Below are 13058 nucleotides of genomic sequence, written 5' to 3'. Positions count from 1 at the left end.
GGGCAGTAATGCCTTTCAATACCAGGATACCAGAGAACTATACTCACAAGTTCCTAAAAAAGGATGTGCCCGGAGGTTTGTCAGTGAAGCGTAATCACTCGAATGTTCCACGTGGAACATTCGAGTTTATCTCTGCAATGTGCCTTCTTCTCCGTAATTTTGCACTTTCTTAAATTTATTATGTTTCCATCATACGATATCATTGTGGTAGGCGCTGGTCATGCGGGGTGTGAAGCTGCCGCTGCTGCTGCCAATATGGGCTCCAAAGTTTTACTGGTGACCATGAACATGCAAACCATCGCACAGATGAGTTGCAACCCTGCTATGGGGGGAATTGCCAAAGGACAGATTGTAAGAGAGATAGATGCACTCGGAGGATACTCCGGGATTGTAACAGACCAGTCCATGATCCAGTTCAGAATGCTGAACCGCTCTAAAGGACCGGCCATGTGGAGCCCCCGGGCACAGAGCGACCGCATGCTTTTTGCTGCAAAATGGCGTGAAGCACTGGAAAAAACACCGAATGTGGACTTCTACCAGGACATGGTAAAAGGCCTGCTCGTGAAAGATGGTCGCTGCTATGGTGTGGTAACCGGACTGGGGCATGAGATCAAAGCCAAGGCGGTGGTGCTCACAAACGGTACTTTCCTTAATGGCGTTATCCATATCGGAGATAAGCAGTTTGGCGGTGGCCGCGTTGCCGAAAAAGCAGCGACCGGTATTACCGAACAGCTTGTATCACTCGGCTTTGAAAGTGATCGGTTGAAAACGGGCACTCCTCCACGTATCGATGGCAGAAGCCTGGATTATTCCAAAATGGAAGAACAACTGGGCGATGAAGAAATCGTTGGCTTCTCTTATCTGGATATAGAAAAAATACAACCGGCAAAACAAAGAAGTTGCTGGATTACTTATACCAGCGATGCGGTACATGAAATGCTGCGCACCGGATTCGACAGGTCCCCTATGTTCCAGGGACGTATCCAGGGTACCGGTCCCCGCTATTGCCCGAGCATCGAAGATAAAATCAACCGCTTCGCGGAAAGGGAAAGACACCAGCTGTTCGTTGAACCGGAAGGCTGGGACACCGTGGAAATATATGTGAACGGTTTCTCTACCTCCCTGCCAGAAGATGTGCAAATGAAGGCGCTTCGCCTTGTGCCCGGCTTTGAAAATTGCCGTATGTTCCGCCCGGGATACGCCATTGAATATGACTTCTTCCCGCCTACACAACTACAGTTTTCTCTGGAAACCAAACAGGTGCAGAATCTTTTCTTCGCAGGTCAGATCAATGGCACTACCGGATACGAGGAAGCGGCCTGCCAGGGACTGATGGCCGGCATCAACGCGCACCTGAAAGCCACTGAACAAGATCCTTTTATCCTGAAAAGAAGTGAAGCTTATATAGGGGTACTGATTGACGATCTGATCAACAAAGGAACGGAAGAACCTTACCGTATGTTTACCTCCCGGGCCGAGTTCCGGACCCTGCTCCGCCAGGACAATGCCGACCTGCGGCTGACAGAAAGAAGCTTTAAACTGGGCCTCGCGAAGGAAGACAGGATGGCTAAAGTGCAACAGAAAAAGGAGCAGGTGGAACAGGTTAAAAACATTCTGAAAGAACTTTCTATCGAACCGGAAGAAATCGGCGCTTTGCTGGAATCAAAATCATCTGCCGCCCTCACACAAAAACAACGGGCACACCAGATATTGCTCCGTCCGAACCTGGATATTTTCTCCATGAAAACATCCGTTCCAAAAATTGAACAGGCACTGGCTGGCTTTGGAAGAGAAGTACTGGAACAGGCAGAAATCCAGATCAAATACGATGTATACATTGAAAAGGAAAATGAACTGGTGAAAAAAATGAGCCAGCTCGAAGATCTGATCATCCCGGAGAATTTTGATTACAGTAAACTGGTATCTCTCTCCACGGAAGCAAAACAGAAATTCACTAAAATCCGTCCACATACATTGGGACAAGCCAGCAGGATTAGCGGCGTTAATCCAAGCGATGTACAGATCCTGATGGTTTATATGGGAAGATAATCACCATAGGGATTTATTAAAATATCAAAGGGAGTATCCAACTGATACTCCCTTTCTTTTTTCAAAAGAATGACTATTTTTCTTCGTGAAAGATTGAAACAAGGAAAAGCGGAAAATTGAACTTTGACTTTATTGAAAAAACTTCAGACTGGAAAAACCGCAAAAAAATAATTTGTGCAAAAAATATCTTTTGTCAAAGACAGTAAATTTCAAAAACGCTTCTAATGTCCCAGGATCATTTTTGGGCTGTTTTTAGTTAAAAATGAAATTTTAGAGCGAAAACCTGAAAAATCGACCTTCAGAAACGGGGTAAATTTCGCAAAACGCTTAGGGATTGATAGGAAGTATTCAAAAAAGAAGACGGGCTGAAAATGGGCTTAAAAATGGGTAAAAAAACAAGGTCCGGTTTTTTTAGGCTTAAGGCAACCATTTTTCTGTCGGCTTCGTATGCATAGAACGTCAACCGGTAATTTTTTGTGAGCACTCTCTTAAAAAAATGATGGAACGACCAACGTGTGGTTTTTTTAGCTAAAGAACAGGTAACGATCATTTGTGGAAGACCTGAACCAAATTCATACAATCATATCAGGCTGCTGTGATAAAAATCGCGGCAGCCAGGAATTGCTGTACCGTAAATTTTTTGGGTACGCTTTGAGTATTTGTATGCGTTATGCTCCCAACCGGGAAGAAGCGATTGAAATTATGAATGATGGTTTTCTCAAAATTTTTCAGCGTATTTCCACCTTTGACAGCAGCCGTCCCTTTAAAGCGTGGCTGAGTAAAATTATGGTTAACACCGCTATCGATTTTCTACGCAGCAAAAAAAAGCTGGTGTTTACCGACCAGGCAGAACATTACCATGAGTTGGGAAAAGAGGATAACATAGTGGAAAAACTGTCTTATGATGAGCTGCTGATGCATGTGCAATCCCTGTCGCCCGCCTATCGGACCGTATTTAATCTCTATGTTATGGAAGGTTATCAGCATCATGAAATTGCTTTGCTATTGGGGATTTCCCAAGGCACTTCTAAATCCAATCTTTTTAAAGCAAAAAAAATACTACAGGAAAAAATTATTACCGCCGCTGGTAAAGGCACAACTGTCAATACCACCGTTAACTTTGCTGTGCATAAAAATGAGTGACGATTTTGAAAATAGTATCCGTAACAAGCTGAATGAAGCTGACCATCCGTTTGACCCACAAGCTTGGGAAAAAATGGAATCGCTGCTGGATGGAGACAGGGGCCGCAAGCCTGTGTTTATCTGGTGGTGGGCCGCTGCTGCTGCGTTGTTGCTGGTATTGGGCGTATGGTGGTTTATGCAGGATACAGACAGGCCCGGGCAAACGCAACCCATCGCCCAGGCAGATCATCAACCGGAAAAAAATATTCCCGGAAAAAAACTGTCTGAAAAAAATGCCGGTCATCTCCCGGAAAAGAAAGAAGATAATAATCATTCACCTGTAAATCAACTGCCAGCGCCAGCGATAACACAGTTCCCTTTCAATCAACAGAAAAAAGGAATGCCGGAAACGACCGGTGTTACTAAAACAAATACCACAGCAACTTTCAGGGAATATCACTCGCTTCCTCCGTCACAGGATACAAACATTTCCCCAACATCCCTGACGATAGCGCCATCAGAGCTGGAAGGCGAAAAAAAAGATAGTAACTATAACGGATATACGAAAATTAATGTTGATAACGGTAATTACTATACGAAAATAGATTCCACTGACGGTAAAGATGATTATAAAACCGTGTCAGTGGCTTACAAAGACAGTACAAAGACGTTAGTAAAAAGAAAGACCAAAAACTGGTACATCGGTCTTGTCCTCGGTCCCGATCTGACCGTGGCACCATCTTTTAAATACGGCAATGTCGGTTTCAATGCGGGCGTACTGGTACATTATTATTTCAACAAAAATCTCTTTGTTAACACAGGAGCGGTATACAGCAAAAAAATATACGGCGCCACGCCGAACGACTATCGCTCAGGAAATGTAAATACCCCCTGGGGCACACTGGAAAAGATAAATGCCGACTGTGACGTGTTGGACATACCGATCAATATGAATTACACTTTCCTGTCGGTAAAAAGAAACAAAGTCAGTGCTACACTCGGTTTTTCCAACTATTTTATGCTCAGGGAAAAATACGAGTACCTGTATGAGTACGGACCATCTAAGGAAACAACCATAAAGAACGAAAACCAGCATTACCTCTCCATTATAAATGCCGGTATCCTTTACCAACGCCCCGTCAGCCGTGGCCTGCTGCTGGGGGTACAGCCCTATGTCAAAATTCCGCTGAATGGGGTGGGATATGGACAGGTGAAATTATATTCCGCCGGAATGACCATTCATCTGACCTTCACCGGTAAAAAGCCCTGATATCGGAAAATCCGCTCCTGTCCGTAATAGCAGCTCAAAACAATCAGTTTCTTCCATTTGTTGTATAGCAGATGGCACGTCATTTTCTGCGTGTCATCGTACCAAAAAATCTCTTTATGGCAAACAAACATGACGACAAAAAGAAGAAAAAAGCAGGAGAGGAAGACCAGGAATTTCCAGGATATCCGCAATATCCTGCCAGTGAAGATATTATGAACAGGGAAAACCGGGACAATGAGGTGGACCTGAACATAGATGATCTGACACGTTCGTTCCGGCATAACAGTGAGCTGCCTGAAGAAAAGCAAAAAAGCCCGAAACGCAGCGATGAACAGGAGGAAACGTGGCGCAAGGACAAAACCGGCGACGATCTTGATGTGCCAGGGTCCGAACTGGATGACGATGAAGAAGCCATTGGTGAAGAGGATGAAGAAAACAACCTGTACAGCCTCGGTGGAGACCGGCATCGTGACCTGGAAGAAGACAATGGTGAATTCCTCGAAGAAGAGGATGAGGACGATAAATACTAAGCAGCTAGAGTAAAGGCGTCAGCAACCTGCATACCGAATCCATAAACCGCTTGAATATATTTCTTTTATTCCAGCGGGTTTCCTGTACAGGCAAGGCATACAGCAGATCCTCGTCAAAGGCGCGGTCCAGTTTGCCGGCCACTTCTTTGTCATACACCAATACACCGATTTCGCAATTCAGAAAGAAACTACGATTGTCAAAGTTGACAGAGCTCACCCAGGCCAGGTTGTCGTCGATTACCATGGTTTTGGCGTGAATAAAGCCCCGTGTGTAAAAAAATACCTTCACACCTGCAGCCAGCAGGGGCTTCATATATGATAACGCCGCGTGCTGCACAATAAACGAATCCCCTTTCAGAGGCAGCATCAGCTGTACGTCTTTCCCTGCCAAAGCGGCTATCTGCAAGGCTGTCAGCAGTTCTTCAGTGGGTACAAAATATGGATTGGTGATCCTGATCCGTCGTTTGGCGACATTAATAGCCATCAGGATAGAGCTCATGGTCATAGGCCAGTCAGAATCGGGCCCGCTGGCCACGATATCGGTAAAGCAGGTACCGGTAAGCGTGGAGGAGCGTCCAAAGAAAGGCGCCTCAAAAGGAAATACTTCTTTGCTGCAATAGCGGTAACTCATCAGAAACTGCAGCTGTAGCAGGTTTACGGCATCGCCTTCAATTTTAAGGTGGGTATCGCGCCAAAAGAGATCATGTTTACCGTTGTTGATATAACGATCGTCTAAGTTGATACCTCCCACAAATCCTACAGTACCATCTATCACAATGATTTTCCGGTGATTGCGGTAGTTGGCGTTTCTATACAGGCCTACCAGCACGGGTGAGAAGGCGTATACGCTGGCGCCGTTGTCTTTGAGTTTGGTAGGAATATTTTTGATCCTGTCGCTGCCCATGTCATCATAAACGAAACGCACCTGTACACCCTGGTTGAGCTTTTCCACCAGGATCTGTGTTACTTCGTTGCCCACATCGTCTGCGGCCACCATGTAGTATTCAATGTGGATATGGTGTTTTGCTGCCCGTAGCGCCGCCATTACTTCCGGGAATTTTTCTTCTCCGTTGATCAGCAGTTTTACCCGGTTGTTTTTGGTGAGAATAGATTGACGTGTATTCAGCAACATGGCCGACAGTTCCTGTTTGGTGCCCACAGCATGCCGCAATTCCAGCTGCATATGCTCTATTTCCGATCGTTGTGATTGCCAGTATTTGGCAAACAACACTTCGTCCTTGCTGCCTTTCAGCGTAAACCGCCTTTTTTTGCGCAGGTCCCGCCCGAGGTAGTAATAAACGATGAGGCCAACGAGGGGAATAAATACCAGCAGCAGGATATAAGCCATTGCTTTCACTGGGTTCCTGTTTTCCAACAGGATGGTAAATACCACACCGATAAACGACAATATTACCAGCACTGTGCTGCTTATTTTAACATACAGGTGCCAGTCAGATCCGGTAAGATAGCTAATGAGCGAATGCAATCTCTTGAAAGGTTTAAATATTAAACGCCATGCCTGTTAAAAAGTTAAACAGGTTTATAGCATGAAGATACAAAACCGCTATTTATATTATTTTATCCGATGTTGACCGAATACTGTCCGGAATGGATGCTCCGCTATGAATTACCCCGCCGGTTACTTAATTTGTTTTTCAGATATCCACGACATCATGAAAACGATACTCAAAGGGCTGCTGGCCGTGGCACTATTGTGCCCGTACGGCGGTTATGCCCAAACGTCAGACCGCTGGCAGATAGCGCCGGACGGCAGCATTATCTGGAACATTTCCGGGAATCTTCCTCATGCGGACCATATCGAAATGGCCGGTAAAAAAGTGGCGCTCTGGCTGCAATACGGAGTAGACAGCAGCGGCGCCAGTACTATTACCCGCACTATCGTATTTCCCACATATCGCCTGTCGCCCAACAAGACGGAGACAGCAATGATGTATAGTATCAAAGACGATATGCTGCCCCGCTTTTTTATCAATAACAAGTTGTGGAAACAGGACGTTTACAACGGTGGTCCGGTGAAAGCGTTGCCGGAGAAGGTACGCAGCATTCGTCATATGGGTGTTACCACCATCAACAGTGTACTGGGAAATGATGGACAGGTAGAACTCAAGCGGACCTTTTTCCCGTCAGACATCCTGCCGCTGGCGCTGGAGCAGTTGGTATTCATCAATCACGGGCAGCAGCCGGTATTTATTGAGATGGAGTCTATGCAGCTGGAACGGAGCCCTGCTGAAAGCCGTACAACTAACGGACCGCTTCATTTTGCAGTACGAACAGCCGGGGCGGGAAGGCAGGAGGTAGGTGCCGGCGATTCCGTTCGTTTTGTGATCGGGTACAGCGCCAGCCGTGGTAACGAAGCTCAGCCACAGATCAACGCTGACGCGGAGCTGGCAGGCCGTAATGCCCGCGTGTCTGGTATTTTGTCGCTGTTACGGCTTGAAACACCGGACACCCTGCTAAACACGGCTTTTGCTTTTGCGAAAATCAGGGCAACAGAGAGTATTTATCTCACCAAAGGAGGCTATCTCCACGGGCCGGGCGGATTGCGCTATTATGCCGCTATATGGGCCAATGACCAGGCGGAATATGTAAACCCTTTCTTCGGCTTCCTGGGCGACAGTATAGCACTTAATTCCGCTATGAATGCCTATCGCTGGTTTGCGAAGTATATGAATGAGGATTATAAGCCCATTCCCAGCTCCATTGTGGCGGAAGGCGACGGTATCTGGCATGGGGCCAAAGACCGGGGTGATATGGCGATGATCGCCTATGGCGCTAGCCGTTACGCTCTTGCCGCCGGTAATGCCGATTCTGCCCGGGTGTTGTGGCCCCTTATAGAATGGAGCCTGGAATACCTGCGCCGGCAAGTCAATGAAAACGGGGTAGTACATTCCGACAGCGATGAGCTGGAGGGTCGTTTCCCTGCCGGGAAAGCAAATCTTAATACCAGCGCGTTGTATTACGATGCACTGCGTTCGGCGGTATTGCTGGCGAAACAATTACATGTTCCGGCCCGTGACTATGCGCAAAGGGCGGACGCGCTCAGGAAAAATATTGACCGGTTCTTTGGCGCCACAGTAGAAGGTTTTGATACCTACCGTTACTATGAGGAAAATAAAGTACTGAGGGCATGGATCGCCACGCCGCTGACGACGGGCCTGTTCGACAGGAAAGAAGGGACCATTGCGGCCCTGTTTTCCCCCAGGCTGTGGACGGAAGATGGACTGGCGTCCCAATCGGGCGACCGTACTTTCTGGGACCGCTCCACGCTGTATGCATTGCGCGGCGTATTTGCTGCCGGTGAAACAGCCAAAGCGATGGACAAACTGGAATATTACTCCCGCCGCCGTTTGCTGGGTGAACATGTGCCTTATCCCGTGGAGGCTTATCCGGAGGGAAATCAGCGGCACCTGTCTGCCGAAAGCGGTCTGTATTGCCGCATTTTTACAGAAGGAATGTTTGGTATGAGGCCAACAGGTTTCAATAGTTTCGACTGTACGCCGCGTCTGCCGGAAGGCTGGGACCATATGGCTTTACGGAACATACATGCCTTTGGTAAAGTGTTCGATCTAGAAGTAAAAAGAAAAGATAAGGGAAGACTGTTGGTGAAAGCTAACGGTATAGACTATACGATAAAAGAAGGATCAACCTTACCGATAATACTTAAATAAAAAACGGCCGGAAATTTTCCGGCCGTTTTGCTGTTATTCTGCTACTACTTCCAGTACGTTGCTGGAGAGTGATTTTATTTTTCCGGGAGTTAGCGTAATCCCTACGTTCATCAGAAAATCTCCGTTGTATACCTGGTTGCTGAAAGCTGATTTTGTTCCGGGAAACAGATTGACTTCACTCACCCGGTAGTTCTTTTTCGGGTCCAGTCCCTGTAACTTCACCAGCGGGAAAACATCTACCCGCCGGGTATTCATAAGGTAATGAAACACCACAGCTTTTTGTTTGTCGGCAGTGGTATATTGAAACACCGCGCGAGGCTGGTTATAAGGCGAAACAAGCCGGTAAAGGTCACCATACCAAACGATATCACGTAAACGGTTATACGTAGCAACGGCATCGTGGCTGAACTGTAATTCCTGCGGTGTAAAATCGTCTACTTTAATATCATATCCCAGCTTGCCCATCATAGCCACATCTGTACGGAACTTCAATGATTGTTTTCCCATATTGGTAATGTGAGCAGCCATGGTATTGGAAGGGAAGAAATGGGAGTAGCCATATTGAATATAAATCCTGTCGAGCGGATCAGTATTATCGCTGGGCCAGAATTCAGTGAAGTATTTCATGGCGCCATAGTCTGTACGGCCACCGCCACCGGAGCACAGCATAATAGGCAGATGCGGATATTTAGCGCGCACTCTTTCCAGTACTTTATAAAGGCTACGGGTATAATCAATAAATAGATGTGATTGTTTGCCTTTCAGATAAGGAGAGTAGGTGTTGGTGAGCATCCGGTTACAGTCCCATTTGATATAGGCAATGCCCGGATTGTCGGTCATCGTCTTATCCACAATATCAAAAACGAAGTCCTGAACAGCGGGATTGATCAGGTCTAACACCATTTGATTGCGGTAGTAGTTTTCTGCGCGGTTGGGAAGACGCATTATCCAGTCGGGATGTTTGGTATACAATTCACTTTTAGGGTTCACCATTTCAGGTTCCAGCCAGATACCAAATTTGACGTCTTGTTTGGCAGCTTCTTTCACGAGATAGCCGAGACCGTGTGGCAGTTTGTCTTTGTTGGTGTCCCAGTCACCCAAACCGGCGTTGTCCGCATCGCGGGGGTACTTATTGGCAAACCATCCGTCATCCAGCAGAAAAAGATCTACGCCGAGTTTGGCAGCGCCGCCAAACAGGCTGGTGAGTTTTGATTCGTCGAAATGCATGCCGGTAGCTTCCCAGTTGTTCAGTAACGTCAAACGGGGCGTGTGTCCGTCGAGGATGCCGTAGTTCACTGCCCAATGCTGGAAGTTACGGCTGGTTTGGCCTTTGCCATGGTCCGACCAGGTGAAGAGGAAAGCAGGGGTGGTAAATACTTCATTGGGCTGCAGCGTGTATTCGCTGGCGTAAGGATTGATACCTGCGCTCACATGCAGCGCATTTTTTTCGTCCACTTCAAAGCCGAAGCGGAAATTGCCCGTCCAGGCCAGGGTGCCTGCGAGCACCTCACCAGTATTTTCATCGGGAGCTCCGTTGAGGGAGACCAGGAACATGGGCGACTGGTACATGTTGGCGCGTACGCCCAGCTTGCTGTCCAGTATTTTGCTGCCTTTCGTCAGTTTTTCTTCGACCATAGTGGCTTCTTTGGCCCAATCGCCATGGAACTGGGTCAGCCAGTAACGTGCAGCATTAAAATGCAGCATGGAGGAAGCGTAAGCTGTCAGTTGCACCGGTTGTTTTTCGGTGTGTTTGATTTCCGTCCAGGCTTTGATAATGTCTTCCTGAAAATAAGTTTCGAAATGCAGGATAACGCTTACCGGGTATACGGGGTCCTGGAGCGTAATTGCTGTTGAGGATACGTTATCGTCTTTTTTGTCTGACCGGGAGGAAACATATTTCAGTTCCAGCGAAGGGTTACCATCGTTGTGTACGATCCGTACAGCGGGGTCCAGGAGGCTTTCCATGCCGGCGGTGACATAGGCTTCCTGTCCGCTTTTGGCGGCGGTGTCGGCATTGGCAGGTTGTAAGGCCCGTCCAAAATACTGCTGTACCAGTCGCCCCTGGGCATTGATGTTGTAAACCAGGCTGATGTTCCGGGTAGAAAGCCGGATTTGCTGACGTTGTGCCCATGTGTACTGGGAAAGCAGCAAGAGGCTTATACAGAGCAATCTTTTCATGTTTTGTTGTTTAACGCGGAGAATAAGTGTACAAAATACAAATATTGAGGAAAGAAGCTAATGGTAATTTACCGGAAAGCTATTGTTTTATGCACCAGGGGCGTTTGGGTCAAAGAGAATAATCCGTAGCTTGGGGAACAGATTTCAAAAGAATGCCTATGACGCCGCAGATTATCATTGTGCTGGTACTGACAGCCGTTATCAACCTGATCGTTACCCTGTCTTTGGCTGTGAGGATTGTAGGGGTTAGGACCGGGAGGATAGCCATTACTTTTTCCCTTTTTAACATTCTGGTGCTGGTGTCCCGTACGGCCAATACTTTTCAGGCGCCATTGCTGGCTAAGACGGTGGAGGACCAGTTAAAACAGGAGGCTGCCGGCAACGAAGGTATTTTCCGGTTGATTATATTATCGTGTACTATTGGTTCTGTTATTGGCGCGGTGTTGATCCCGTCTTTTCAGCGGGTATTATCGAAAGCGGTCGAGCATTTTAGTGAGCATCGTTCTGTGCCGCGGTTGCTATACCTTGGCTTTTCCGGTTCAGGTAGACAGTTTATCAAAGAAAACCTGAAGATGCCCTCCAAAGAAAGCATTACCGGATTAGACCCCACGAAAGGGTTTCCTAAAAGAATATTTTTGGCTAACCTGGTCGCTACTGCAATCATGACGATCAGTGTGCTTTGTTGTGTATATGCTGCTTATATTAATCCGGCCTACAGGACCACCGCCAGTAATTTATCGGGCGTTATCAACGGGGTAGCTACTTTATTGATGGTGCTTTTTATAGATCCGCATTCTTCGGTGCTGACCGATGATGTGGTGTTGGGGAAGGTCAGTGTGAGCTACTTCCGGCAGTATATCACGTATATGGTCATTGCCCGTGTGGCCGGCACTTTGCTGGCGCAGCTGTTACTATTGCCTGGCGCGTCCTTCATTGCGTGGCTGGCCGGACAGGTGTAAAATTTTTCTTTGAGCGTTTAGAACTGATTAACATTTCAATGAGAAAAAACGCTTTCTTTTGAAACATGTTTTTTAACCCTCAACCGCTATTTGTTATTGTTGGTTATCCTAACTCGGGAAAGCGCAAGGTGATACAGGAGATCTTTGCCCGTAAGAATTTTTTTCCGCTAAAAGACCCTTTTACGCCGGCGGTGTTTCCGCGTACAAAGTTTGTGGTGATCAACAAAAGTAATCACGATTATTTGCCGGATGTTTTCTGTACGCATATCAGTCAGATCATGCGACGGCATGCTTTTTCTTCCGCGGCTTTTATGCTGATGCTGAGTCTCATTCCGGAAGGAGGCAGGCATGATGCCAGGAGTGTGGTGCAGTACCTGGAAGCTTCCGGTTTTCTGGTACACTACCTGGTGCTGGCCGGGAGCTGGGAAGATAAGCGCATGGTGCCGGAAGAAGAGGTGGAACGTTTACGGGCAAAGATCAGGCATGGGCGCATTCATTATTTCGACCGGCTGGTGACCCGCTCTCCGTTGCGCTTTTCGCAGCGAACGGAGGAGGTGGTGACGGTGATCAGGGAAGTGCTGGCCGGGGGCCACCGGTGAGTGCTTTTCCGGCGTTGAGCTGCTGTTGCATGAGGGCCACCCGGAACGGTGAATGTTCCAGTGCAATCAGGTCTTCCGTGCTGCCCAGCACCTGGTCTATAAGGCCGAACGACTGCGCTTCCACGGCGTTCATGAAGTGGTCGTTTTCAAAGGCGGCTTCTATCTCTTCCGTGCGCCTGCCGGCATGTTGTGCGATGAGGTAGAAGATCTGGCTTTGCAGGCGTTCCTGTTCCCGGTACGCTATGCGTACATCTTCTGTATAGCCTTTGGCACCACCGCCGGTAGGATGCATATGCACAGTGGCGTGTGGAAGGGCATACCGTTGCCCTTTGGCGCCGGCAGTGAGGATGACGGTAGCCATGCTGCCGGTGAAGCCCATTGACATGGTGGACACGGGCGATTTCAGCATTTTCATGGTATCGTAAATGGCCAGGCCGGAATAAACAACGCCACCGGGACTGTTGATGTACATGCTGATGGGCTGGTGCCCCATGCTGTCCAGGTAAAGCAGTTGCGCCACAATGAGGTTGGCCACCTGGTCGTCTATGGAGGTGCCCAGGAAAATGATGCGCTCTTTGAGCAGCAGGCTGTATATGTCAAAGGCGTTGCGGCCATCGCCGTCAATGACGGTAGGAATCAGAAAAGCCATATGTAAGGTGATT

10 protein-coding genes are annotated in these 13058 nt (G+C 47.7%); 7 read left to right on the top strand and 3 right to left on the bottom strand.

Annotated features, from left to right (window positions below):
• The first annotated feature begins 180 nt into the window (after positions 1 to 180).
• The 4 genes from mnmG to ACTJJS_RS14990 all read left to right on the top strand — a co-directional run bounded on the left by mnmG (position 181) and on the right by ACTJJS_RS14990 (position 4971).
• A complete protein-coding gene (gene mnmG, locus ACTJJS_RS15005; protein WP_440664301.1) occupies positions 181 to 2049 on the top strand; it encodes a tRNA uridine-5-carboxymethylaminomethyl(34) synthesis enzyme MnmG in 1869 nt (622 codons plus the stop codon).
• A 552-nt stretch (positions 2050 to 2601) separates the two neighbouring features.
• The gene (locus ACTJJS_RS15000; protein ID WP_440664299.1) at positions 2602 to 3192 is read left to right on the top strand and encodes an RNA polymerase sigma factor; all 591 of its coding nucleotides are present in this window, start codon (positions 2602 to 2604) and stop codon (positions 3190 to 3192) included.
• Positions 3185 to 4441, top strand: coding sequence for an outer membrane beta-barrel protein (locus ACTJJS_RS14995; protein WP_440664298.1), 1257 nt, complete (start codon positions 3185 to 3187; stop codon positions 4439 to 4441). Before ACTJJS_RS15000 ends, ACTJJS_RS14995 begins: the two co-directional genes overlap by 8 nt.
• Positions 4442 to 4557: 116 nt before the next feature.
• Positions 4558 to 4971: a hypothetical protein gene (locus ACTJJS_RS14990; protein ID WP_440664297.1), complete on the top strand. Its 414-nt coding sequence runs from the start codon at positions 4558 to 4560 to the stop codon at positions 4969 to 4971.
• A 4-nt stretch (positions 4972 to 4975) separates the two neighbouring features.
• Here the strand turns inward: ACTJJS_RS14990 and cls are convergent, their stop codons facing one another.
• Entirely contained in the window at positions 4976 to 6457 is a 1482-nt protein-coding gene (gene cls / locus ACTJJS_RS14985) for a cardiolipin synthase (protein ID WP_440664296.1), read from the bottom strand.
• Positions 6458 to 6644: 187 nt separating this feature from the next.
• Here cls and ACTJJS_RS14980 point away from each other — a divergent pair, with 187 nt between their 5' ends.
• Positions 6645 to 8660, top strand: coding sequence for a hypothetical protein (locus tag ACTJJS_RS14980; RefSeq protein WP_440664295.1), 2016 nt, complete (start codon positions 6645 to 6647; stop codon positions 8658 to 8660).
• 33 nt (positions 8661 to 8693) lie between these two features.
• Here the strand turns inward: ACTJJS_RS14980 and ACTJJS_RS14975 are convergent, their stop codons facing one another.
• Positions 8694 to 10838, bottom strand: a complete 2145-nt coding sequence (locus ACTJJS_RS14975) for an alpha-galactosidase (protein ID WP_440664294.1) — start codon at positions 10836 to 10838, stop codon at positions 8694 to 8696.
• A 158-nt stretch (positions 10839 to 10996) separates the two neighbouring features.
• Here ACTJJS_RS14975 and ACTJJS_RS14970 point away from each other — a divergent pair, with 158 nt between their 5' ends.
• Together ACTJJS_RS14970 and ACTJJS_RS14965 are read left to right on the top strand one after the other, a co-directional pair.
• Positions 10997 to 11797 (top strand): lipid II flippase Amj family protein, encoded by an 801-nt coding sequence (locus ACTJJS_RS14970; protein ID WP_440664293.1) that lies wholly within the window; start codon positions 10997 to 10999, stop codon positions 11795 to 11797.
• A 65-nt stretch (positions 11798 to 11862) separates the two neighbouring features.
• The gene (locus ACTJJS_RS14965; RefSeq protein ID WP_440664292.1) at positions 11863 to 12396 is read left to right on the top strand and encodes a hypothetical protein; all 534 of its coding nucleotides are present in this window, start codon (positions 11863 to 11865) and stop codon (positions 12394 to 12396) included.
• Here the strand turns inward: ACTJJS_RS14965 and ACTJJS_RS14960 are convergent.
• Positions 12365 to 13045 carry a ClpP family protease gene (locus ACTJJS_RS14960; RefSeq protein WP_440664291.1) on the bottom strand — a complete coding sequence of 227 codons (681 nt, stop codon included), beginning with the start codon at positions 13043 to 13045 and terminating at the stop codon, positions 12365 to 12367. The genes ACTJJS_RS14965 and ACTJJS_RS14960 overlap by 32 nt on opposite strands.
• Positions 13046 to 13058 lie beyond the last annotated feature (13 nt).

Origin of the sequence: Chitinophaga sp. 22308, assembly GCF_052045305.1 — a bacterium.
Lineage (GTDB): Bacteria > Bacteroidota > Bacteroidia > Chitinophagales > Chitinophagaceae > Chitinophaga > Chitinophaga varians_A.
The sequence above is the reverse complement of the archived record's forward strand: the minus strand, read 5'-3'. Positions and strand labels throughout refer to the sequence as shown.

Excerpts from the sequence above, each read along its gene's own strand:
- mnmG (WP_440664301.1), top strand. The coding sequence starts at position 181 with ATGTTTCCATCATACGATATCATTGTGGTAGGCGCTGGTCATGCGGGG.
- ACTJJS_RS14975 (WP_440664294.1), bottom strand. The coding sequence starts at position 10,838 with ATGAAAAGATTGCTCTGTATAAGCCTCTTGCTGCTTTCCCAGTACACA.
- ACTJJS_RS14990 (WP_440664297.1), top strand. The coding sequence starts at position 4,558 with ATGGCAAACAAACATGACGACAAAAAGAAGAAAAAAGCAGGAGAGGAA.
- ACTJJS_RS14995 (WP_440664298.1), top strand. The coding sequence starts at position 3,185 with ATGAGTGACGATTTTGAAAATAGTATCCGTAACAAGCTGAATGAAGCT.
- ACTJJS_RS14960 (WP_440664291.1), bottom strand. The coding sequence starts at position 13,045 with ATGGCTTTTCTGATTCCTACCGTCATTGACGGCGATGGCCGCAACGCC.
- ACTJJS_RS14970 (WP_440664293.1), top strand. The coding sequence starts at position 10,997 with ATGACGCCGCAGATTATCATTGTGCTGGTACTGACAGCCGTTATCAAC.
- ACTJJS_RS14965 (WP_440664292.1), top strand. The coding sequence starts at position 11,863 with ATGTTTTTTAACCCTCAACCGCTATTTGTTATTGTTGGTTATCCTAAC.
- ACTJJS_RS14980 (WP_440664295.1), top strand. The coding sequence starts at position 6,645 with ATGAAAACGATACTCAAAGGGCTGCTGGCCGTGGCACTATTGTGCCCG.